General features: G+C 54.1%; 22 protein-coding genes. 10 read left to right on the forward strand and 12 right to left on the reverse strand.

The window, feature by feature from the left end; genetic code table 11:
- Positions 1 to 753, forward strand: a complete 753-nt coding sequence (locus tag OU421_RS04515) for an NAD+ synthase (RefSeq protein WP_268187416.1) — start codon at positions 1 to 3, stop codon at positions 751 to 753.
- 26 nt (positions 754 to 779) lie between these two features.
- Here OU421_RS04515 and OU421_RS04520 read toward each other — a convergent pair whose 3' ends face one another.
- Together OU421_RS04520 and OU421_RS04525 are read right to left on the reverse strand one after the other, a co-directional pair.
- A complete protein-coding gene (locus OU421_RS04520; protein ID WP_268187417.1) occupies positions 780 to 1,472 on the reverse strand; it encodes a glucose-6-phosphate isomerase family protein in 693 nt (230 codons plus the stop codon).
- Entirely contained in the window at positions 1,472 to 2,767 is a 1,296-nt protein-coding gene (locus OU421_RS04525; RefSeq protein WP_268187418.1) for a COG1361 S-layer family protein, read from the reverse strand. Before OU421_RS04525 ends, OU421_RS04520 begins: the two co-directional genes overlap by 1 nt.
- 64 nt (positions 2,768 to 2,831) lie before the next feature.
- Here OU421_RS04525 and OU421_RS04530 point away from each other — a divergent pair, with 64 nt between their 5' ends.
- Genes OU421_RS04530 through OU421_RS04540 form a run of 3 tightly spaced genes read left to right on the forward strand, consistent with a single transcriptional unit; the run spans position 2,832 to position 5,996 of the window.
- Complete coding sequence (locus tag OU421_RS04530) at positions 2,832 to 3,623, forward strand: TrmB family transcriptional regulator (RefSeq protein ID WP_268187419.1); 792 nt, start codon at positions 2,832 to 2,834, stop codon at positions 3,621 to 3,623.
- A gap of 59 nt (positions 3,624 to 3,682) precedes the next feature.
- Positions 3,683 to 4,636: a hypothetical protein gene (locus OU421_RS04535; RefSeq protein ID WP_268187420.1), complete on the forward strand. Its 954-nt coding sequence runs from the start codon at positions 3,683 to 3,685 to the stop codon at positions 4,634 to 4,636.
- Between the two features lie 31 nt (positions 4,637 to 4,667).
- Entirely contained in the window at positions 4,668 to 5,996 is a 1,329-nt protein-coding gene (locus OU421_RS04540; protein ID WP_268187421.1) for an FAD-dependent oxidoreductase, read from the forward strand.
- 89 nt (positions 5,997 to 6,085) lie between these two features.
- On the opposite strand, the gene OU421_RS04545 is transcribed toward OU421_RS04540, so the two are convergent.
- From OU421_RS04545 to OU421_RS04560, 4 genes are all read right to left on the reverse strand, one after another.
- Positions 6,086 to 6,826 carry an MIP/aquaporin family protein gene (locus OU421_RS04545; protein ID WP_268187422.1) on the reverse strand — a complete coding sequence of 247 codons (741 nt, stop codon included), beginning with the start codon at positions 6,824 to 6,826 and terminating at the stop codon, positions 6,086 to 6,088.
- A 1-nt stretch (position 6,827) separates the two neighbouring features.
- Positions 6,828 to 7,040, reverse strand: a complete 213-nt coding sequence (locus OU421_RS04550) for a DUF2180 family protein (RefSeq protein WP_268187423.1) — start codon at positions 7,038 to 7,040, stop codon at positions 6,828 to 6,830.
- Positions 7,041 to 7,099: 59 nt separating this feature from the next.
- The gene (locus OU421_RS04555; protein WP_268187424.1) at positions 7,100 to 8,599 is read right to left on the reverse strand and encodes a DUF2193 domain-containing protein; all 1,500 of its coding nucleotides are present in this window, start codon (positions 8,597 to 8,599) and stop codon (positions 7,100 to 7,102) included.
- A 206-nt stretch (positions 8,600 to 8,805) separates the two neighbouring features.
- Positions 8,806 to 9,072: a hypothetical protein gene (locus OU421_RS04560; RefSeq protein WP_268187425.1), complete on the reverse strand. Its 267-nt coding sequence runs from the start codon at positions 9,070 to 9,072 to the stop codon at positions 8,806 to 8,808.
- A gap of 853 nt (positions 9,073 to 9,925) precedes the next feature.
- On the opposite strand from OU421_RS04560, the gene OU421_RS04565 reads away from it, so the two are divergent.
- Positions 9,926 to 13,117 carry a tetratricopeptide repeat protein gene (locus tag OU421_RS04565; protein WP_268187426.1) on the forward strand — a complete coding sequence of 1,064 codons (3,192 nt, stop codon included), beginning with the start codon at positions 9,926 to 9,928 and terminating at the stop codon, positions 13,115 to 13,117.
- A 4-nt stretch (positions 13,118 to 13,121) separates the two neighbouring features.
- Here the strand turns inward: OU421_RS04565 and OU421_RS04570 are convergent, their stop codons facing one another.
- Entirely contained in the window at positions 13,122 to 14,273 is a 1,152-nt protein-coding gene (locus OU421_RS04570; protein ID WP_268187427.1) for a hybrid sensor histidine kinase/response regulator, read from the reverse strand.
- A 125-nt stretch (positions 14,274 to 14,398) separates the two neighbouring features.
- On the opposite strand from OU421_RS04570, the gene OU421_RS04575 reads away from it, so the two are divergent.
- Entirely contained in the window at positions 14,399 to 14,722 is a 324-nt protein-coding gene (locus tag OU421_RS04575) for a DUF4013 domain-containing protein (protein ID WP_268187428.1), read from the forward strand.
- Between the two features lie 373 nt (positions 14,723 to 15,095).
- Positions 15,096 to 15,752 (forward strand): DUF4013 domain-containing protein, encoded by a 657-nt coding sequence (locus tag OU421_RS04580; RefSeq protein ID WP_268187429.1) that lies wholly within the window; start codon positions 15,096 to 15,098, stop codon positions 15,750 to 15,752.
- A gap of 238 nt (positions 15,753 to 15,990) precedes the next feature.
- Here OU421_RS04580 and OU421_RS04585 read toward each other — a convergent pair whose 3' ends face one another.
- The 5 genes from OU421_RS04585 to OU421_RS04605 form a co-directional block, all read right to left on the reverse strand.
- Positions 15,991 to 16,599, reverse strand: a complete 609-nt coding sequence (locus tag OU421_RS04585; RefSeq protein WP_268187430.1) for a hypothetical protein — start codon at positions 16,597 to 16,599, stop codon at positions 15,991 to 15,993.
- A 94-nt stretch (positions 16,600 to 16,693) separates the two neighbouring features.
- A complete protein-coding gene (locus tag OU421_RS04590; protein WP_268187431.1) occupies positions 16,694 to 17,824 on the reverse strand; it encodes an adenosylcobinamide amidohydrolase in 1,131 nt (376 codons plus the stop codon).
- Positions 17,825 to 18,031: 207 nt separating this feature from the next.
- Complete coding sequence (locus tag OU421_RS04595) at positions 18,032 to 19,243, reverse strand: phosphoglycerate kinase (RefSeq protein ID WP_268187432.1); 1,212 nt, start codon at positions 19,241 to 19,243, stop codon at positions 18,032 to 18,034.
- Positions 19,244 to 19,365: 122 nt separating this feature from the next.
- Complete coding sequence (locus OU421_RS04600) at positions 19,366 to 20,169, reverse strand: 4Fe-4S binding protein (RefSeq protein ID WP_268187433.1); 804 nt, start codon at positions 20,167 to 20,169, stop codon at positions 19,366 to 19,368.
- Positions 20,170 to 20,381: 212 nt separating this feature from the next.
- Positions 20,382 to 20,582, reverse strand: coding sequence for a CxxC-x17-CxxC domain-containing protein (locus tag OU421_RS04605; RefSeq protein WP_268187434.1), 201 nt, complete (start codon positions 20,580 to 20,582; stop codon positions 20,382 to 20,384).
- Between the two features lie 418 nt (positions 20,583 to 21,000).
- On the opposite strand from OU421_RS04605, the gene OU421_RS04610 reads away from it, so the two are divergent.
- From OU421_RS04610 to OU421_RS04620, 3 genes are all read left to right on the forward strand, one after another.
- Positions 21,001 to 21,540 (forward strand): YqhA family protein, encoded by a 540-nt coding sequence (locus tag OU421_RS04610; RefSeq protein WP_268187435.1) that lies wholly within the window; start codon positions 21,001 to 21,003, stop codon positions 21,538 to 21,540.
- Between the two features lie 235 nt (positions 21,541 to 21,775).
- A complete protein-coding gene (locus OU421_RS04615) occupies positions 21,776 to 23,035 on the forward strand; it encodes a 4Fe-4S binding protein (protein ID WP_268187436.1) in 1,260 nt (419 codons plus the stop codon).
- An 87-nt stretch (positions 23,036 to 23,122) separates the two neighbouring features.
- Positions 23,123 to 23,659, forward strand: a complete 537-nt coding sequence (locus tag OU421_RS04620; RefSeq protein ID WP_268187437.1) for a hypothetical protein — start codon at positions 23,123 to 23,125, stop codon at positions 23,657 to 23,659.
- Positions 23,660 to 23,693: the final 34 nt, after the last annotated feature.

Below are 23,693 nucleotides of genomic sequence, written 5' to 3' on the forward strand. Positions count from 1 at the left end.
ATGAATACAACGTGTGAAATTGGCTGTGAATGTGAACGCATAGAACAGATGATACGTCACACCCTCTGGTCATCCGGGGCAAAGGGGTTTGTCGTGGGCATCAGCGGCGGAGTAGACTCTGCTCTTGCAGCAGCCCTTTGCGCCCGTGCGGTGGGCGGAGAACGGGTGATGGGGATTGCACTCCCGTCCCCCGTCACCCCGGAAGAAGACCTCAAAGACGGAGCGGATCTCTGTGCCGCCTTTGATATCCCCTTCCTGACGATACCCATCGAACCGATGCTCAGCGCATTTGCAGGTATGGAGCATTTTGAGAAGACACCATACCTGAGCGGGAACCTGATGGCCCGCATCCGCATGACTACACTCTATTATCATGCAAACCGTCTGCACTACCTCGTCTGCGGGACGTCCAACCGTTCCGAGTACATGCTGGGCTACTGCACCAAACATGGGGACAATGCAGCCGATATCCAGCCGATTCTGCACTGTTACAAGACACGGGTCTTTGCTCTCGCAGAAGAGGTGGGTGTGCCAGCGGCAATCATTGAAAAACCACCTTCAGCAGGCCTCTGGCCGGGCCAGAGTGACGAGGCAGAGATTGGGTTCGCCTACAAAGAGATCGACAGCGCCCTTGCCTCCCTTGAGGCACATGACTGGACGGCATCAAACGCACAGGAAGAGCTCATCCTTGGGAAGGTGCAGGCCTCCATGCACAAACGCATGGACCCGCCAAACCTCCTGAAGAATCCCTGAACACGTATTTTCAGCAATATTACCGGTCAGAATGCACGAAAGAGATGAGCGTACTCCGCCGGATTATTCAGAAACCCAAGGGAGTCTCCGCCGATGAGCTCATAGATCTCCCGGCCGTGGACGATACCTTCCTCCGGAAACTCCGGAGCATCACGGATGGTGAGATCCCCTGCATCGCCATACTGTGGGTTCTTCATCCAGCCGTCGGTGCAGTGATAGTATGCCGCCCCCTGCTGTTCTTCATACGCCGCATATTCGCTCGCAAACGCTTCTGAAACCAGATTGACCATGCAGAGTTCGGTGTCTGCCGGATTAATGGTCACATGACCATATCCCGGCGGGACGAGGACGACATCACCCGGTCCCGCCCGCACGACAACAACATATGAGGAGTCTCGGGTCTGGAGCAGATATTCTGCCTGTCCTGCAAGCACCTGGTAGAGTTCCGGATAGCCGGTGCCGTCCGGTGCTGCCGGATGATAATGTCCCTTGGTCTTTGTAAATTCCCCGCAGAGAGTCCGCGGAGGGATGACGGTATAATCAAACCGTATCTGGTTGGCCGCGAGCCATGCCCGGTCCTCTGCCGTTCGGGCAAGGTTCCGGTACATAAAATAGAGGGGGCCGGATGCGTTGCATCCTGCCACGGCAAGGACCGGTTGCATCTGGCCTATAGTTCGTATCTGTGGGTCAGGGAGGTCGATGTCCCGGTACAGTTCCATTACTGTTGTTTCTGTTTTCTCTGTTGATATAGGTAGTACCCTGCACCAAGGATGATGAAGAGCAGCACGGTGAGCACAATCGGGTTTGTCAGCATTGTCCCGAGGCCACTTCTCTGCTGAACGGTCACTTCAGCCTTCATCGGGTCTGAGATGACACTGTTCTTGAGAGAGTCCTTGTACCGGATCTCGGTGTCAAGTCCGTATTCCTTGATAGTGGCATCGTCAGAGACACTGACATGATAGTAGGCAGTGGCCGTCTCGCCGGGTGCCAGGTCACCAAGGTATGCAGTGTCGTCATTGCTCGTGAAAGGGTCAACAGCACTGATACGGGATGTGGCATCGTATGCCGTGGCACCGCCGGAGTTCTTGTAAACCACTTCAATCGTGCCTGTTTCTGAAGGGAACATCACATATGCCTCAGAGACAACCTCGAAGGTGATCTTCTCTCCCACCGGGATACCGATGGTCACCGGCTTTGAGGTGGTCTTATCTCCCTCACTGCTCTCATAGGAGACTGCGATATCCATCGGGTAGGATGAGCCGGAGGCATCCGTTGATGCAGCCACCTTGAAATTTGCCGTTACGGTCTCACCGGGTGCAAACTCACCGATGAAATAACTGCCGTCAGTCGGGCTGACCGGGCTTCCGGAGACAGATGAAAGGACAAGTGTTGCCTGTTTTCCAGTGTCCTGTCCGCTGTTTTCGACGGTGATCGCCAGGTAACCCTCGGTTCCGGCATTCAGTTCCTCCACATCTGTTGAGAGGACGGTGATCTGCACATCCGGTTTGATGACAATCTCAAGGGAAAGCGTCTCGGTTTTCGTCCGGTATTCATACGTCAGCGCATCATTGCTGAACTCGGTTGCGTGGTAGAGATAGGTGTATTCCAGCGTAACCGGAAGGATGTATGTCCCTGCGGGTGCACCGTCATTTATTCTGACCTCGAAGGGTGCCTGCACGCGTGCTCCGCCAGCAATGTCACCAACAAGTTGCGCATCGGTCTTCACGGAAACCGGCGCATCTCCCGCTTCAAGCGTAACAACCACATTCTTGGCGGTGTTAGGGCGATCTTCGCGGGCTACATTCTCCGGATTCTGTGAGGAGAAATCAATGGTGCCGATGTTCTCCACCTTCACCGGTATGGTTACCATGGTGTCAGGATAGAACTCGTTGCTCCCCTCGATGCTGATACGCAGATCCGGTGGTCCGGAGATCACTTTCTCTGCTGCCATCACGGGTGCACAGAGGCACACGAGGAGGGCGATTCCCAGTATTGCAGTGCGTGAAAAATTCATAATATCACTGTTGTTGTATTTGTAACAACATTTATCTACACTCTCATTATATATTCCTATGCCAATGGCCAAGAATACATCAAACACCACAATGATACAGGAACACCTGAAATCCCTCGGCCTGACAAAATATGAGAGCCTTGTCTATATCGCCCTCCTCCAGGTCGATGGCGCAACAGCAACCGAGATCCATGAGATTTCCGGCGTCCCCCGGGCATCAGTCTATCCTGTTCTCGATAAACTCAGCAAAAAACAGCTGGTCAACATTACCACTACCTCACCGAAACGCTTTGCAGCAACTCCCCCTGAAGAAGCCATCGATAGTCTCATTGCGCGCATCACCCAGGACTCTGCCACCGTGAAGCAGGAACTCTCTGCAATCTATGAAGAGCGGACCAGCATGAACCACGCCGAACGGCAGGAAACCATCTGGAGCATTCACGGCGCGGAAAATATCGGGAGCCGGGCTATTGAGATTATCCGGACCGCAGAGTCTGAGGTCGCCATCATCAGCGGGAGAACCACCCTGACAAAACCCGTGCAGGAGGCAATCAAAGCCCTTGGCCCGGATATAAAGGTGGAGATTGCAACCGTAGGTGGCAGACGACGTGACGATATCCCCCCGAATGCAGAAGAACTTATTATCGAAACGATTCACCAGCCGGAAAACATCGGGGCCGGGAAGCATCTGCCCTGTGTCATTATCATCGACCAGCAGCGGGTGATCGCATTTTCCGGCGGGGAGGCCGATACCCCCAGCGCACTCTACTCCGAGTCACCCGGATTTGTGAGCCTGTTTACGGGATACTGGGCATTTGTCAAAGGACAAATCCCAATCTCCGGAGAAAAACAGTAGACAGATTCCGGCAACTGACCGGAAAGTTTGTTGTATCCGAAATCCAACATTCTCCTTTAATGATTCCCCGAAGGGCCTGTGATGTTGTTCGATGGATATTTTCGGCCGCATCCTATGAAGTGGATGATGGCGATGGAGCAATAGACCTCTCTGCATTCCGCGATGACGAATGTGTCGTCATCCTTTGTTCTGAAGACACTGCACAAATAGAAGAATTTGACCGCCTTAAATACCGTGTCAGCCTTGAAAACGGGCCTGTACTCTGTAAAAAACTGCTGATCTCATTTACACCACCGGTGCAGGTGCAGTCCTGCACTGTCTGGAATGAACGGGAACTCTCTGAAGTGGTCGCCACGACCATCGGCTCGTACATCCGGGGGGATACCGTCAGTCTTCCCCTCACACCGTCTGCAGAAGCCGCGGCTCCGCATCTAGCCGGACGTCCGTATGCCGAACCGGAACCCGAACCGGAGCCCGGCCTTGAGATTCCGCACCTGCCGGTGATGATCACCGGTTCACGGGCACAGGCCATCTGCGGAGTCAAGGGGACCACCACCCTGCGGTTCATCCCCTACTGGGCATATCAGGCAGAGAGCCACGGAGAGAAGATATACAAGACCCATATCATCAGTTTTGAACGCGAAGAGAACGGCGTTGTAAGTGCGGTAAATGGCCTGAAGGGTGACTTCACCGCCGAAATCACCGAGATGAAGGCTGTTCCCGGCGATGCTGACATACTGCCGCCCAAACTTTCGAAAAACGACATAAAAGAGAAAATTCTTTCCACTCTTGTCGAAGAGCTCTCCCAGACAGTGCGTATTAGTCAGTGTGAGGGAGACACCATCTTCTACGAAGACCGGGATTTCTCACCAAACCCGGAAAATATTACCATTTCTGCAGAGATCATTTACGTACCGGTATGGCAGGTCCGCGGCAACCGGATTGCAGAGGTGAACGCATTCACGGGCGATATCCTCGAGATGCCCATGGACGATGGCGTAGAGGTTCTCTAAAAAACCGGGGAAAAAGAGGAGAGAGACCGAAATGATCACTGTCATCGGTGGCGGCCCTGCGGGACGGATTGCAGCGATGCGTCTTGCCGCACATGGAAAGGAGGTCACCCTTTTTGACAGCCGTCCGGAGGGGCTGGGCGGACAGTGTCTGCATGAGGGATGCATGGTAATATGTGCCCAGAATGATGCGGCACGGGCCTGTGACGAGGTGAAAAATCTCCACCGGATGGGGATCACGGCTTCTGCACCCAGTGTCGACTATGCCCGCCTGCAGGAGAAAATGGCAGATATCCAGGAGACCATTGCGGGTGTGATTGACACCGAGACAACGGAGGCAGGCGTTACTGTCGTTCCGGAACACGCCTGTTTGGAAGGGAAACGGGTGTTTGCAGGCGGCAGGGAATATCTGTCAGAAGCAGTCCTTATTGCAACCGGATCAGCGCCCCGCATCCCTGATATCCCGGGAACCGGACTCACAGGAGTATACACCGCACATTCCCTTCCCTGTCTCAGAAAAACACCCCGGAAAATGGTGATTATCGGCGGGGGAGTTATCGCAGCCGAGTACGCCTACATATTTTGTGCCATCGGAGCAGACGTTGAGATTGTGGCAAGGAGCACGCTTCTCCGTCCCTTCCCCGGCACCCTTGTCAAAGGTGTCCGGCGGGATCTCAGAGGTGTCCGGATTCGTGAGGAGACAGAGACTGTCGCAATAGAAGGCACCGACAGTGTGACCGGAGTGAAAATCCGGTGCAACGGGGATGAAGATATAATTCCCTGTGACACTGTGCTCATCGCAGCAGGCCTTGCCCCCCGGACAGAGGGGATCTCCGGCATCTCCTGTGGACCAAACGGTGAAATCCGGATTAATGACCGAATGGAAACAAATGTTCCCGGCGTCTATGCGGCAGGTGATGTGACGGGACCCCCGTACCTCACCCCGGTGGCCCGGCGGGAAGGACGGCGGGCCGCGGATGCCATCCTCGGTCTGCCCCTGAAGCCTGCACCGGCCTGTATCCCGCAGACCGTCAGACTGCGCCATGAACATTCGTTTGCCCTTCACCCGGATGCAAAAGGAAACGGCATCATGATCCCGTCACCGGCAGGACCTGGCTCCTTCTGGCTCGTCCCGGATCGCAATACCGGCAGATCACTTCTTATGACCGAAAAAGAGACCGGCAGGATGACCGGATTCTATGAGGCGGCACCGCAGTCATCGTCCGGCGCAGGTTACCTTGCATACCTGATCAATGAGGGAATACCTGTCGATGCGATGGAGCCGTTTATGGAAGTGCATCCATCAGCAGAAGGGATTACCTGGCTGATGAGATACTCTGCAGAACAACGGGAACACCAGTAATACTCCCCATTTTTCTCTGAAAATAGCATAATACGGTTCCATCCGAAGAGAGCCTGAACCCTACGCCCCGAGGTTTTAAAAATAATAATTTAGTCCTCTTTTACGATCCAGTCGTAGAAGAAGACAGCAATGAGTGCCCCCAGAATGGGGCCGATGATATAGATGGGGAACGCCGCCAGCACATCCGGTCCTCCAAGGAGAAGATCACCCACCATTGGCCCAAAACTACGGGCCGGATTCAGGGAAGAGCCGGTCAAACCACCAATGGTGGTGATGATACCACCCACCGTAAGACCGATGATCAGCCCGGCAAAACCAGGCGGTGCCTTCTCGTCCACCGCAACACCCATGATGATCAGCATCAGGACAAAAGTGCCGATGGTCTCTGCAAGGACCGCCATCCCGAACGTTACCCCTGCCGCCGGTGCGGTTGCCCCGAGCCCGCCAATCGTGACCGCATCCAGTCCTGCCGAGAGGTAGAAGAGGATACTCCCGATAACGGCACCCACCATCTGGGCAATGATATATGCCACCGTGTCGGTTGCCGGGAACCGCTTTGAGGCAAAAAGGGCTATTGTTACCGCCGGGTTGATATGAGCTCCCGACACCCGGCCAAGGGCGTAGATCACCACAGCGATCACAATCGCAAAGGCCAGACCGATTGCAAGCCAGTCCGCAAGACCGCCCAGCGAACCGATTGTCAGGGACTGCAAGGGACCCGACTCCCGTGCAGCAATCATCAGAAGCAGGGCTGCAGCACCAGGTCCAAAGTAGACCAGGAGCATCGTGCCCACGAGTTCAGCAACGGAACGCCTCATCAGAGATGCCATATCACGAATCTCCTTTCATTGCAACAGAGCATTCCGGACAGAGGATACGCGGGAGGCGCTGTTTGACCTTTTTTGCCGGGAACGGATATCCACCCTCCCAGACATCATTCTCCTCACGGATTGCATGATCCATGCAGAGACCCATCCCGCAGACGATACAGACGGCAACAGCGTCGGAATCTCTGCCCTCTCTTGCACATATGTAACACTTCATTCATACCACCTCTCCGGCCCCATCCGGTTCCGGGAACAGGATGTAAGGGGAAGAAACCCTCACACCGCCTCTCGGTACTCGCAGTACTGGTGCCGGAAGTCAACGAGCGAGGCCGAGGCACAGTTCTTGCATGCACGAACCGGTGCTGCCGGTGTCGCCTTGTCGAGGGCGATGACATTGGTCATCATCGTTGCCGTGACCGGTTCTGACGTGAGCAGACACGGGTAATCAGCAAGGCTCATCATCGCGGCAAACCGCACTGTGATGGCACAGGCCGGATAGACATACCGCTGTGGATTGTTGATCACATCATGAGACATGAGCGGCCCGAGGTCAATCGGGAGGCCGCTGATATTCGGCTTTAAGTCAGCGTCAGTTCCTGCCTTCATCTTCCGTGCCCGGTCTATGATACCCCAGCCACGGTAGACCATGTCCATGAAGTCACAGTTGTGCAGCTCTGCTGCTGCCCCGCGTGTCGGGTAGAGCTGTACATAGTTGTGGAACCGGCGGGTCAGGAACTCAACGACTGAGGGTCCGCTAAATCCGTCCATTTCAAGCAGGCACTCCGCTGCGGCGGCACCGCTCCCGGTGGCAAGCGCGAGGACCTGACCAGGACTCTTGAACTTCGGGATGGCGGCACGCAGGGAATTATCCATTACCTGCGTTACCGCCTCGATAATGCCCATCACCATATCATCCTTGCACATGTTGAACGTGGACTGGGCGATATGGTGAGCAATGTCACCCACACAGTAGGCAGGAATTGTAACGATGTTTGCATAGTGCACACCGTCCTCCACTGCTGCTTTCACCACAGGCTCCATCTTTTTGCGGTATTCCGCCATGTATTTCCGCGGGTCAAATGAGTCCATGCCAAGGCTGTCCATCAGTTTGGCCTGTGCCTCGACCGGATTTTCATAAATGCCCTTTAACTGGGCAATCTCCTTCTCAACTGCTGCAGCAAGGGTGTCACCGCCTTCTACAGACTGTGCAAAGACCTCTCCCACACCATATGAGGTGTTCATACCCCAGGACTTGGCCGCAAGAAGGGTCTTTTTGTGGTCTTCCGGGATGTCTGTTTTCTTGAGGATCTGGTTCACCACATTACTGGTGGAACCGGGGATCATCGCAAAGTCGACCACACAGGTAGGGCCATAGAACCCGGCATACCGGCGGGCGGACTCAAGACCAACCATTGCGTTCATGTCGCCAATCTTTGCAATGAACGTCTCCACACTCTTGTGGAATTTTTCGTCCTGATCACAGAGGACCTCAAGGATCACCGGTGTCTGGTAGTGCTCGACAAACGGGTCGTCCTCAGGCCTCACATAGTTTGTGAGAGCGGTCAGCGAATCATAGTGGGCATTCACCGACTGTACGTGGAGATCAATGACGGCCTTCGACTGCCCGTCCCCAACAGTCATCTTGTTTACAGCATCGACATACGGTTTCCCGTCTGTCACATGGAATTCTGTCCCTCTTTTCTCTTTCAGGACATTGACGTCGGCCCACTGGGCCCCCATGGCCTCGTCAACCATTTTCTTGTAGATATTCTCCATTTCTTCACCCCTTTGAGGATGTGCGTCAATGCCCCACGATACCATATAAACCTATCTCAGAAACGGACGCGCACCAGGCAGAATATATATTAAATAAACCTCGTTTCAAAATTGCACACAGGAATAGGTTTAAATCACAATTACAAAGCCATTCAGAAGATAATTCACGAATTTATGCACAAAAGAGCAGTTATCCACAGAAAAATTTATAATAAGCAATCCATCCGGGATGTTATCCACTGATGAACCAGTGCTTTCAGGCGCCCCACATCCTGCGGAACCGATGCCTCATTTTTTATATACATTTCCAGTTCATCTAGCATTGGATGGATCACGGAATCAAGCATCTCCTGTGGGCTAAATCCAGACTTATCACGTGCAGAGAGTCGTATTAGCTCCTCCATATGTTCCATTTCTCCCGTCAAAATGAGGACATCTTCAAGTGACATCCCCGTATTTTCACCGGAAACCATGGCGGGTACCCCCAAAAAATGAGAAATTCGGGTAATTTTCTTCAGAAAGCGACATACAAGACAGTATTCTTTTTCCTATATCAAATTCTTTTTTTGCCAAACCCTTTTGCATATCAGCTTTGCCTTGCACACGAACGAAATGTTAAATACGTTTGAAATGTAACAAAGAAGATGGCAGAGTCATGTCCAAATGACGCAGGGAAGAGGTATGATCCAGTCTCACCGTGAGTCGATGATCCATCCAAACACATATAAGGACAACATTCAGTAATTTCCGTTCTGTCGCCAAACCCCCCCCAACATGGTGGCAGGACAATTGGAACGTTGTTCACCTCTTCAACAACACCCCCCAAATGAAACAGAGGAGAATAGACCCGGGGACGGACAAAGGTCTGAAGGGAACCCGGGCATGAATCTCTGCCACCAAATAGGACAAGCAGGTGAATGATTCACTGCTCTATTGACAGCATTACTGACACCCTTCAGACCCATACCTCTTTCTAAAACGAGCATGAAACAATTGTTTCAGCCACTGTCCTGTACGAAGGAACCACCGCTTCATAGCAAACAGCGATGATACCGTCAAGTTTGTACATTTAGATGAGAAAGCAAAATGTGGCTCTCATCATTCACCGTTTAGAGAAATACAGTCCGTCCATATACTTTTGGAAGGTACATTTACATAAGTCATGGGGAACGGATATTCTTTTTTCATCGGCAAAACACCCTCCGGGTGGCAGGGTCCGACAGCACGGGTGACAAAGCAAGGTACCTCGTGCCCGTTTCATGGAAGAGAAACACATTTTACTTCACAGTAGGATACAGTACTATCTTACAGCGGGTGAGTCTGTTCATGGCGCTTTTTGACAATATATTCGGACAGGGATCTCAGAATCCCTGGATTGAAAAAGGGAAAAATCATTTCACCCAGGGCAGGTATGAAGAGGCCGCCCGGGATTTGGGGAAGGCACTTGAGATCTCTGACGATGCAGTAATCCATCATATGCGAGGCGAGGCGTTCTCCTACCTTGGAGAGCCGGTACAGGCCGCACATGAATTCCGGGCCTGCGTCGAGAAGAACCCGAAGGACATCGCCGCATGGGAGGCATTTGGCGAGACACTGATGCGTACCGGCAGTTATACCGAGGCACTGAAATGCTATGATATTGTCACCGTAAACCGGCCGGATGCACTGAACGGGTGGCTGAGAAAGACCGACTGCCTCGAACGGCTTGCCCGCTACACCGATGCGGCAGCGGCCGCAGAAACGGCTCTTGCGCTCGACCCGGACGACCGTATCCTCCGCGAACGGGCAGCCCGCCTGCATCTGCGGGCCGGAAATACGGCCGATGCACTCACCTATCTTAATCAGGTACTGAAATTTTGTCCGGACAACGCCGACCTGCTCACGCTCACCGGTGACGCCCTGGAACGGGCGGGAAGGCGCAAAGAGGCAACAGATATCTATATGCGGGCCCTCAAGACGGACACCAATACAGTAGCCGTTGCAATGCGGCTTGCAGGGCTCTATGAATCCCTCGGGCGCTTCGGAGAGGCGGCAGATGCCTACCGGCAGGCCGCGATGGCCATGCCGGAAAACCCGATGCCCGGCTACTACCGTGGTGCCTCCCTCTTCTGGAACGGAGAATTCCGTGAATGCGCACAGTCACTTGAAATTGTCGTCAAAAAGAATCCGGATGATCTGCAGGCCTGGTATCTGATGGGCGCTGCCCTCGAGCACACCGGCGAATACCGGCGGGCGGCAGACTGTTTTGATGCAATGCTGCGTATCGACCAGACAAACAGCCTTGCCTGGTATCACCGGGGCATATGCCTGCTGGGGCTGAGCCAGTACGAAGAGGCCTACACCAGTCTTGCAAAGGTCACCGACAGCGGCGGCGATGGGGCGGTTTCATGGATTAGCACAGAAGCGGAACTCAGCCTGTTTTCCAGTGACAAAAAGAACCCCGGCGCCCGGTCGATGGACATTGACGTCCGGATGAATGCTCTCGCGTCCCTGCAGGCAGATGCACTTATGCACATCGGAAGAGAACGGGAAGCGCTTACCCTTTATTCACGCCTGATTGATGCAGATCGCAGTGATCTCACCGCATGGCGCCGGAAAGGTGAGGCACTCATGACCATCGGTGACTATGAGCGGGCAGGAGAGGTACTCTCCCATGTGACTGCCGCCGAGCCGGAGGACTGGACATCTGTCGCCCTCCTGGGCGATGCCTGTCTGCACACCGGCAAAACTGAACAGGCGGCCACCTATTATGCTGCAGCCATCAAGGGAGGGATAACTGACCGGAATGCACGCCGGAAACTGGGTATCATCTACCAGACCTCCGGTGAACACGCAAAGGCCCTTGCCGTCTTTGATTCGATCCTCGAAGACCACCCCAACGATCCCGGCATTCTTGCACTGAAGGGGAATTCCCTCCTCGAAATGGGCCAGTATGAGGCGGCTCTCGGGGCGCTTGAGCCGGTGGACGCAAAGAGCGGTACAGATCTCGTGATCAAACGACAGATCGCAGGAGCACTGGAATACCTGGGCAGATACCGTGAGGCACTGCAGGTCATCGAGGAGGCACGGGCCATTGCACCCACGGACATGAGCCTTCTTGCCCAGAAGGCATCCCTCCTGGAGAAGGCAGGCGAACTGGAGGATGCGGCAGAGGTCTATATCCAGGTGGTTGAGGCGGAACCGGGACGGGCAGGAGCATCCCTGCGTCTCGGTGAATCCCTTGCATCCCTCGGAAAATATGACGAGGCAATCTTCTTCTTCCAGCGGTCGCTTGAACGCAACCAGGAAAATACGGATGCCTGGATTGCCCTCGGGCAGACCTATCTGCGCAAAGGGGACATGGAAGATGCACGAAAATGCCTCATATCCGCTGCAAAGACCCGGCCGCAAGACCCGGCAGTGCACTACGAATCCGGAAGAGTCGCACTTGCGCTCGGAAATACGTTGGAGGCACTGGAGTCCTTTGATACTGTACTCCGCCTGAAACCGGATCATGCTCCGGCCCTCCGGGAACGTGCAGCAGCCCTCCTTGCGACCGGCCGGGGAGAGGAAGCGGTTGACGGATTTACCGCGTATCTCGAACTGGTGCCCGGCGACAATACCGCCCGCACACTTCGTGCCCATGCCTATGAGAAGGCAGGCCGCTACACAGACGCCGCAACAGAATATCACGAGGTGCTCTCCCTGAATCCGCATGATACCGACAGCTGGCTCTCCCTTGCCGCCTGTCTGCTCTTCACCGGGGAGTATGAACAGGTAGCGGACGTGACGGAAAAAATCACCGCGATTGATCCCGCAAACTGCCAGGCGTGGGAGTATCGGGCATCTGCCCTGGAACGGCTTGGGCGATATGAAGAGGCCGCCCGTTCCTACCGCACAGCCTCGTCATCCGGAGGCAGGAGTGCCATCGTGCAGATGCACCTCGGGACGACAATGATGTATGCCGGTGACTATGCCGGGGCGGCCGGCATCTTTGCAGAGGCATCAGAAGAAGACCCGGACCGGCCTGAACTGCAGTATCTCCTCAGCGAGGCCGCCCGTGCGGCAGGAGACATGAAGTGCGCTCTTTCGGCGGCAGAAACATTCAGAGATGCAGAACCGAATCTGGCCCACGCCCACTTTACGGCAGGCGTCCTCTACGAACGCACCGGCAGGATTCCTGAGGCAATCACTGCTATTCAGTCGGCGATTGAGGTTGACAAAAAGAATGTTGCATACTGGTCAGCACTCGGGTCTGTTCTTATGGCCGCCGGGAAATTCCAGGAGGCAGGAAAGGTATTTGACCAGCTCACTACACTTGAGGGAGAGACAGCTGCCACATGGTATGGAAAAGGACGGGCACTTGCCGAGACGGGCCGGCATGAGCAGGCGATCACCTGCTTTAAAGAAGCACTGCAGGCAAACCCGACAGACGATGCAGCACGCTCCCGCCTTGGTGCGGCATACATGGCCATCGGGCGTTATGCAGAGGCCGCAGAATGTCTGAATGCACTCTCATCCCAAAGAGAGGAAAACTAAATTTTTATTCAAGGAAATCACAATCAGGGCCCGCAGACGGGGAATATCCGGGAAAAACCACGCTGTACACTCCCGGCATCCCGTCGCTACCACAGGCAACAGCACAGCAGAGGGAGAGCACGCAGCCGCCGTCTTCATTTGCGGTCTGCATCAATGCCTCCCCCTGCCACATACCGCTTCCGGACAGGGTGGACATAATCCGATCCCAGGATGCAGGGTCCGTGAAGAGAAGTCTGACATCCACTCCTGAAAGGGAGGAACATGCCTGGTGGAAGAGTTCCTGTGCCCGGTAGTTCGTCCGGGTAATCACCCCGTTTCTATCGGTAAACATAATGGGCAGAGGGAGGTTTCGGATGGCCGCGAGCATGGTGTGTACATCGGTTTCAATTTCCACCGGCCCGGATAGGGCATGAAAAATACCCCAGCCCGATACCGGTATGCTGCCAGCCATACGACAGCTGATATTCCCCCGCACAGGAATTCGTCTGCCATCTTTTGTAAGAAATACTGTCTCAAACCCATCCTGGCCTGCACCATGCAGAAGATCGGAAAACATTTTCATATACGCATCCAGCGCATCAGGTGCAATGACATCAAAGACCGTCATTGAGGCAGACTCCTGTTTACTGTACCCAAGCGTTTCCCGCCAGGCACGATTCACCAGAATAAAACTCCCGTCCGTGCGTACACTATACATCAGGTCATGAGCATTCTCGACAATATCGTTAAACCGACCCTCACTCTCTGCAAGGGCCTGTTCAGCGTCCCGTTTCCCGGCGACATTTTTTATGAGGTGTATTAGTTCAACGAAGGTCCCTTTGATGTCCCCCCCCTTCTGCAGGTACCCGTCTGCCCCGCTGTTGAGTGCATCGATTGCCACCTCCTCACGTGAATACGCGGTCATGATGATGAAGGGAATATCACCGAATCGTGACCGGACTTCCCGGAGAAAGGCGATGCCGTCCATATCAGGCATCATATAATCAGATACGACGACATCGTATGGGGTGACATCCATCTTCGCGAGAGCACAGGCAGGAGAGGTAGCGGTGTCTGCGACAATCTCCTTGTCCCGCTCAAGAAAGAGACGAGCTACGGCAAGCACTTCAGGCTCTTCATCCACAACGAGAATCCGATACACAGGTACTGTCTCCATGCCGTTTCAGGTATTTTCTCTCCTACTGTGTGCAAAGAATAAATAACTGTCCCTCAATGCAGGCAAAAGTCCTGTAAAACATCCGGATGGCATTCTAAAGCATACCGATACCGTTTCTGGCAGGTATGGCCATCGGTATCCTGATCACCCTCATTGTCGCCATCATCTGCGGATTGTTCTCCAACATCGGCATTGTCCGGTTTGCCCGGACAGAGAAGGTCGGGGAGGCTTTTGCATTCGGTGAAATCAAGAAGAAGATCGAAGAGATTGGCTGGGCAAACTACATCATCGCACTCATTGTCCTTGTCATTGTGATGGTTGTCATCGTATTCGCCCTCGCAATCATCCCCATCATCGGGTGGATTCTCATGTTCGCGGCGTTCCCGTTCCTGAATATCCTGTCAGCACGCTTCATCAGCAACCTGTATGACAGTGCAGAAACAGCCTGAAACACAACAAATCCATTTTTTTCCTGAGGCCCATTTTCCCTGAGGGAGAGAATGTCCATGATACAGGCCCCTTCATCCCAACCCGGGAGAATGGCAGACAAACAGGGTTTAACACACAAAAACGTCTGCGCATCAAAATTGCAGCCCATAAATTAGCTTGAAACAAAAAATAATCCCATAAAGCGCGAAAAAGATAAATTAGATTACATTAACATACCTGCAATCCAGAGGAAACCGTAGATGAACAGCGCGAGAAATATCAGAGTAAATGACCTCTGATTTTACAATTGAGGTGATATGTAAGGGTTTTTCTGCAATAACATTATATATTTTAAGATAGAGTGCTATTTACCCCTAAAACGAGGTAATTATTATGGGAATTGGAGATAATCTTGGCGAATCCTTTGAGTATGCAAAGGAAGCACTGGTTGGAAAATGGGTCAAATGGATCCTTTTGATCATCATCAGCATCATTCCGATTGTGGACTTTATCTTGTATGGCTACACCATCCGGGTGATGCGGGGTATCAAACCGGCACCGGAACTGGAAGACTATGTACAGCTCTTCGTTGACGGACTGTTGTATATTATCATCTCGATTGTATGGATGATTCCTGCGATCATTATCGGCGTGATTCTCATCGGCGGTTCAGTCGGGGTTGCAATGATGTCTGACCCTGCGGCAGCAGGTGCGGCAATTGCAGGCATGGGCATCGGCCTCCTCGTCACATTCATCGTCGCTATCCTCTGCGGACTGTTTGCCACCATCGGTATCGTCCGGTTTGCACGCATGGAGAAGTTCGGCGAAGCATTTGCATTCGGTGCAATCAAAGACAAGATCGGCGAGATCGGCTGGGGCAACTACATCATTTCACTCATTGTAGTCGGCATTGTAGTCGGAATCATCTATTTCATTCTCGCAATCATCCCCATCATCGGATGGCTGCTCATGTTCATTGCGCTACCGTTCCTTGCCATCTTCTCGGCCCGGTTTATCTGCAACCTGTACGACAGTGCAGGCACAGCCTGAAATACTCACCTTTTTTTTATTTCTGCCGGAGACGACACAGAAATAAGCTCATCCGTATGGAGAGGAGACAATCCCCCACCGGTGTACAGTCGAGTACAGATAACCAGCAATTCCTTCCGACCCCAATCACCCGGATTTGTCACGGCTTATGCATCGCAACATACCGGCACACAGAACACCAGCCGGTTATCCGGTAGCGGCGCACAATTCAACAGAAAAAAGAGAGGAGACTGCCAGTTCACCGGTCAGCATAGATGTACATATCTGCGTTCACCAGATTCCCATACAAATCGATTCGCACCGGCCCTTCATAGAACAGGGTAAGATCTTTTTTGAGGTCAGCACTATACTTCCTCCGGTATCCATCCTCCAGAAGCACTTCGCCCGTGGTGCAGTCAGTCACCCTCACCTCCATGAAACAGGCAACAGTCGTGTCATCATGCTCATTGATGTAATAGGTGATCACCAGAGGGCCATCCTCAACATCTACCTCAAAAGAGCGGGCATTCCATGCAAAATCAATACTCTGGTTCATTATCAGCTTTTTTTCGACGGCTTCAGCAGGCAGCGGATGAATTGTGGCATGCAGCTCAGCGCCAGAATAATTCGGATCATCCGGCCGGAATGCCTCCACTTCATAGGCTGTTGAACCGCTTGTACCAACTTCTGTCACTGTGTCCTCCGGACCACTCATCCCTCCAAAAAATGATGAGATGCTTTTGACGATGGTCGCCGTAAACGGTTCCCCATCCTCAGAACCGAGCCCCCCGGTCACCATACCGGCAAAGCAGAACCCAACAATCAGGAGGACCACAAGGCCTATCATTGTCATTATCTTCAGTTTCATGTCCTCTTCAAAACCCCCCGGTTAATCATACGGGAGAGGGTTTTCAAAATCAGAACAAATGACTTTTCATTTGCATTTTAGGTGGGCAGATGATCTAATGAATAAAGGATTGGTGTTTTTCGATGCATATCGACACGAACCGGACCCACTCTTCAGGAATTGTATGACCATCGTTACCGGCTTTATCGAAACCGGCGGGCCCGTCCGTCCCGGTAGCGGCAGTCATCCCCGTCATCATCGAACGGGCCACATGCATTCCGGCTTCGGGAGGGAGAAGTCCCCACGCCACCTCATCAGCGATGTGCAGAACGGAGGCAGTGGCCGCGACGAGGACAGGGTCTGTCGCCCGTTTCCGGAGGGAGGACAGGAACGCCTCACGGTTGTGTTCACCGGGAAGACCGGACGCCGCTTCCCAGAAGTCCTCTTCTCCTATGCCAAATCGTTCGAGCCGGACGAGCATATTCTGCTGGCTCTCCGACCCAAGCCCCGTCTGTCTTCCCAGTGCGTCGCGGGTCGCCTCCCGGACGCACCGGCCGATGAGTTCCCCCAGTTTTGCATGTTTGCCGGCATTGGTGACAAAGAGCGGACTGGTGCCGTCGCTCACTACCGTGATCATGTCCGTTCCGGAACCTGTCGCAATGCCTTCGGAATACTGCGACGGGGCCATCAGCTCCTGCAGGGCCGAGGCCTTCGCTTCTGCTGCGGTCATCACCACGCGGGTCATGGTCTCCGGGGGAAGGCATGCACTGATGAAGAGCATGGTGTTTATGGTTCCCCCCAGATCGCCGAATTCACCGTTCTCCTCATAAAAGGATGCAGGGTCACCGGCCCGGCCGCCATTCACCTCAATACCGCCGGTGATAACCGCCGTCACGGCAAGGTCGCGAAAGGTATGGGTGGCAACGGCGGCATTGCCCATATCCGCTTTGGTGAGCATGCCTGTTGCCAGATCCGGATCAAAGCCGAGACGGGAGGCCGTGAGCCGCAGATACGCCTCGATACCTCCTCCTTCCAGATCGTCCGAACGGCAGGAACCCTCTGACAACTGGTGGTTGAAGACCATTCGGAGACCCTTCCGGCAGCCGCCGTTCAGCCACGAGGTGGAGAGCACCGTACGACCCGGCGGCAGAACGGCCACGATACACGTCCCGTTACGGTACACCGTCTCCCCCCCTGCCATCTCACAAAGCACCTCCGTCGTCCCGTTTCCTGCGTTGTCTGTCATGATGCACCAGATGATTCTCCTCAGATACTCTGGAGGGAGGACAGATAAATCCGGTCGCCTCGCTCTTCACCGGCAACCATTCTCTCCGGGGGCTGCAGAACCAGGAAAAGTATAAACGGAGTGATAATAGGGAACCAGCCCAATTGGGAATAAATACGGACGTGCCCTCGTGGCCCGTGGCACGAAACGGTCAGAGGACGCCGGCCCTTACCAGAAACGGGCCTTTGACTCTCCCAGGGCTTCGATTGCAGGAAGGGTCTTGCCGGTCAGAAACTCGATACAGGCACCGCCGCCGGTGGAGATATGGGAGAATTTCTGATCAATCCCCATCGATTCAATGACCGCCGCCGTGTGTCCCCCACCCACGACCGAGAATTCCGCAGCGGATGCGGCCCGGAGGATCTCATTTGTGCCGGTCGCAAAGAGGGGATCTTCAAAGACACCGGCAGGGCCGTTCAGGACCACCGTGCCGGATTCACGAATGATGTCTGTTAAGGGACCGATGGATGAGAGACCGCAGTCGAGAACCGGCAGGTCAGGGATAGCTGTTACCGGACACTCATCACGGGAATCACCGTTCCGGATGGCGACCGTCTCCGGCAGGATGACACGGTCGCCGTATTTCGCGAGAATATCTTTTGCCTTCTCCACCTCTGAGAGGTATCCCAGGGTTGAAAGGAGGTCTTCTGACGGTGCTCCGATACGGATTCCCTGTGCCTTGAAAAAGACGTTTGCCACCACACCAACTGCGATAACCCGGTCTGCGATGCCGCCGGAGAGGACATTTGCCGCAACATCAAGGGAATCGTCCACCTTGGTTCCGCCGAGAATAAAGGTCACCGGACGGGGTCCACCGGAGAAGACACGGGAGAGGGTCGCGATCTCCTTTTCCATGAGAAGCCCTGCCACTGCAGGCATTGCCCGCGGGAGACCAACTATGGTCGGCTGCGACCGGTGAGCGGTGCCGAATGCGTCGTTTACGTAGATATCTGCCATTGTAGCAAGATTACGCACCAGATGGGTCCCGAGGGCATCCTCACCGGACATCTTCAGGTTCTCTTCAGCACTGAACCGGACATTCTCGAGCATCAGGACATCGCCCGGCTCCATCTCTTCAACCGCCCCACGGGCACAGCGTCCGAAGATGTCGTCGATGTAGGTGACCGGGCGCCCGATGAGACGCTCCAGCCGTGCGGCGTGGGCCTCCAGTGTAGTGAAGTCCTTCTTCCCCGGCCGGGACTGGTGGGTGAGGACCACGCATTTCGCATCGGAGAGCGCCTGCACCGTCGGTGCATGTTCGCGGAACCTCTTGTCGTCGAGGATAATATTGGATGCGGGATCAATGGGGGAGTTAAAATCGACACGCAGAAGTACGGTTTTTCCGGCAGTTTCCGTTTCAGTGAGCGTTGCGAATTTCATATTGTATTACACCTGGAAGCACAGGAGAGGACGGAACAGACGACTCTCTCTATGGAGTATCATTTAGACCGGATTTGTCATATTGGTTTTGTACCGGGGTGAACCGCAGATTCCCGGAAATATCACTTCACCCCGTAGCGCCGGACATGCTCCCATGCCTGACGGTATTGTTCTGTACCGGCCTTCTCCCGGTATATCCCGGTGTCCTCCCGGTGGTAGTGTATCCGGTCATCACCCACCGGGCAGACCTTGATACAGACACCGCAGGGCGCCCGGTAATCCCGTGCAAGGCGTTGACTGTATTTGGCACAGGTTGCCTTTTCGGTGAGACCCTCCGGGTAATCCTCCTCATTCAGCGCCTGCACGGGGCACTCGTTCACACACTGCATGCACCGGGTGCAGAGCATCTCCTCTATCAGGGGGTCGGGGGGCAGCGGCGCTGCCGTGAGAACCGACCCGAACCGGACACGCGGCCCGTACTGCGGAGTGAGGAGCATATTATTGATACCAAAGTTCCCGAGTCCCGCAAAATATGCCGCATGCCGATGGGAAAAAAAGGCAACCGGATTGTCCTCAAGGACGCTCACATGCCCGTACCCGTCACGGGGCACGGAGACAGACGGATACCCGTGCCGGTTCAGGAATTCTGCCAGCCGGTAGGTATACTGGTCAAGGAGGGCATTTACCGTCCGGTACTCCTCGTGGTACCAGATCGAGGGAGTGGTTTCGAGGGCGGGGAGATGGACAGGGAGACCGATTACCAGCACAGATACGCATTCCGGCCATATCGACCGGGGATAGAATGCCTCCGGCATGTCGGGATTAACAGAGGAGTCTTCCCACCGGGAGACATCAGCGAAGCCAACCAGAGGGATCTCCATCTCCCGGCACCGTGCCCGCACCTTCTGTTCCAAATCAGTATTCATGGGAACCAGTATGCTCTTTTTTCCACGGAGGAGAGAAAAGGGTATTCATTTTCCGGTTCGGAAGATGACGAAAGGCGGCAGGGACAGATGTTGTACACTCTCGGTCAGGAGAGGAGATGCCACCAGGCGGAAAGCCGGGGAAGAGCAGTGGGGCGAGAGCGAAAGCTCCGGTTAAAATGATGAGAAAAATTAAGGGTACTGATTCTCGGGAATCAGTATCTGGGTTTTCTGTGCTTTGGGAAGCAATCGTTGCAGTATACAGGTCTACCCTCAGTAGGCTTGAACGGAACTTCACATTCCTTTCCGCAGTCTGCGCAGGTTGCCTTATGCATTTCGCGGGGACCGCCGAATGATCGTCCCTGTCCACCGCTGTATCCGCGGCTACCGCCCCGGAAGTTGTTTCTGTCGTTCATGAGATAAACTCAGTGGAATAAATGGTGTATGAGATAATAGAAGTATGCATTGCATCTCTTTTGTGATGTTGCAGGAACCCTGGTTTGAAAGAAAAAATGACCCGTTTTGTGCAAAATAGTCTCCAAAAAACCGATTTTAACCAGAACACTTATTTTTGGAGCCCATGCCTGCACATTCCGTGTGCAGAAGGGAGGTGTCGCTGTATTCCTTTATTAGAGCAGGGGCATTGCAATACCGTCCGGGCGGCATGCCGCCATCTGCCGGCACTGTGTCGTTTCACGCACGGGCGAGAGGATTTAGTACCATACCGATCAAGTACATGCGAGAATCCGGGGGATGAGGGGCTGCCCGGCACCATCTCTGCACGGCGAGAGTGTCTCCTCCCCTTGATGACCACGACATATGAGGCTGAAATAAATGAGTAGTGCTGACAGACCAATACAGACCGGCGGAAAGGAAATGCACCCGGTTGAAAAGAAATTTGAAAAAGGCCTCTGGAGCATCCGGTATATCGTACTCCTGGGTGTCATCTTCGGGGCACTTTCCGCAATTGTCCTCTTTGTGGCAGGATCCCTTGAGATATACAACACACTTAGTGATTTTTTCTTCGCAACGAACGCCCATGTCGGCCACGAAGAGATTCTCATTGCAATCATCGGTGCGATTGACTTCTACCTCATTGCCCTTGTGCTGCTGATCTTCACCTTCGGGATCTATGAACTCTTCATCTCTAAAATCGATATCGCCCATGAAGAAGGGGAATTCGGGAATATCCTTGAAGTTGAGAACCTTGATGATTTGAAAAACAAGATTGTGAAGGTCATTATTATGGTCCTGATTGTGAGTTTCTTCCAGCGGATCCTCTCAATGGAGTTTACAACCGCGTACGACATGCTCGCAATGGCAATCTCCATCTGCGTTATCTGCGTGGGCGTCTACTTTTTGGGACGTCATTAATTATTTAGTTCCATTTTTCCCTCCCTGTTCCCCCCATCTTTTTCTGATGGTATCTGCGATGCTCCGGGAGGGGCATTTTCCTCCATGAGAGGCAGCGACATATGAAAAACCGGTAGAATATGCATCCTGACACATCGCACAAATGACCGGCGACATCTGTGCAACCAGTGTCATTCTACACATTTTTATTCCGCCACCCGCATATCCGGATAATAGAATTCCCCCGGAACGTCCCATGAATCTATCACCTCTCAGAAGAATCCTCCCGGCAGGGATTGCAGGCTCCGCAGTGATAGCCACACCCGCCTGTGCGGCCGTCTGTCCGAAGGGCATTGGTAACTGTCCGTATCCCGGCAGGTGCATGCTGTTTTCTGATGCAGACGGCGACAGGCTCTGTGACTTCAACCTGACGGATTCAGGCACAACAGCACCGGACGTCACCGTATCCGCAGGCGACGGTGGGTCGTCCGTTGCCGGGACGATCCCGGACGCCGCGTCATCGGTCCCGGCCGATCCCGGCCTTGCAGGGAGTACAGACTTCCTGTTTATGAGCCCCCTCCTTCTCTGGGCAGTGCTCTTTCTTGTCATCAACACAGGCCTTCTCTGGTTCATACACTCCGGAAGAACAGGCCTCCCGAGGGAGCTGAATATTGGGACCATCGCCCTTTCATCCCTGTTTTCCCTCGCGATATCCGGTATCGCCGTCTTTCTCATGACATGCGATCTCTCACTCGGTTCAACAGGAGCGGTTGTGTATATGCTCGCCGGAACGGTCCTTGCCACCGTTGTCTGGTCTCGTGGTCTCATGACCAAAAAAACGGCCCTCGCCCTCCTTGGTTTGACAACGGCATTTGGATTTGTCTTTGCCGCACCCATCATGCCGGTATACTTCTACGGCCTTGCGGCGGCTCTCACAGACATCCGGACGATCGCACCGGGGATGGCAGCCATCGTGATCCTCATCCTGCTGACATTTGTCACCGGCAGAACGTTCTGTGGCCACATCTGCCCGGTGGGGACGATACAGGAACTTGCGTCACGCCTTCCGGGGAAGAAATACCTGATACAGAACCGGACCGCCCCACAGGCCATCCGGCTGGTGGTGCTTGCAGGCGTCATCACAGGCATCTTCTATTCCGTGAACCTGCCGGCATACACGGGAGTCGAGGCGTTCTTCTCCTTCGCCCTCACCACCGGGTTCCTCGTCTTTGCAGCGATACTCATCGCGTCAGTGTTTGTCTACCGCCCCTTCTGCCGGTTCCTCTGTCCCTTCGGTGCGGTTTTTGCGGCAGGTACAGCGGTGGGAAAGACCTGCATCGCCCGCACCGACGCCTGCATCGGGTGCAGAAAATGCGAAAAGGTCTGTCCCACCGGGGAAGCGGGTCCACATGAGAGAAAGCCGGAGTGTTATCTCTGCGGACGCTGCATTGATGTCTGCCCGGTTGAAGGGGCCCTTGCCTTCACGGATCCCGTCTCGCGGGATATACGTAAATAATCCCGGAAACCAGCAGGATTCCGCCCAAAAAGAGGGGCACACCCCTCCCCCAAAAGGACTATGCACCGGAAAGGTGATACCTTTCACATGGACCCGTACTATCTGATCCTCTTTTTCGGCTTCGGTCTCATCTTCGGCATCACGGGGACCGTCATCGTATATGCCGCACGGTTTCTTCCCGTTGACCGGTGGATGGCGGGGCTGGGAGTATTCTCTCTCGGGTGTGCGGCGAAATTCTATTACCAATTCCAGATGCCTCCCACACCGGGTGTTCCGGTACCGCTTTTCACCACAGTAACCGGATTTCTTATCCATCCGCTCTTTTTTGCGGCAGGCATCCTCATAATCTCAGGCCTGAGCAGATATCTTCCCTGCCTGAGAAAGGAGACCGTATTTTCCGCTCTGTTCTTCACCGCAGGCATCGCCGCTGTGCTGGGTGGAGCAGGATTCTATACAGCCCTCTACCCGGGAACGGTCGGCACCGGAGCCCCGGATTTCGCCATCATACCGGAACTTTTGGCCGGGCTTTTCGATACCTGCCTCGCTGCCGTTCTCTTTATCGGTGCATGTGAAGGGTATCTCCTCCTGCAGAAAAGAAGCGGACGGCAAGCGGCAGAGAGATGAAGAGGGACACATCCCATATTCATCTGTCCGTCAT

It is taken from the genome of Methanogenium organophilum, from assembly GCF_026684035.1.
GTDB lineage: Archaea > Halobacteriota > Methanomicrobia > Methanomicrobiales > Methanomicrobiaceae > Methanogenium > Methanogenium organophilum.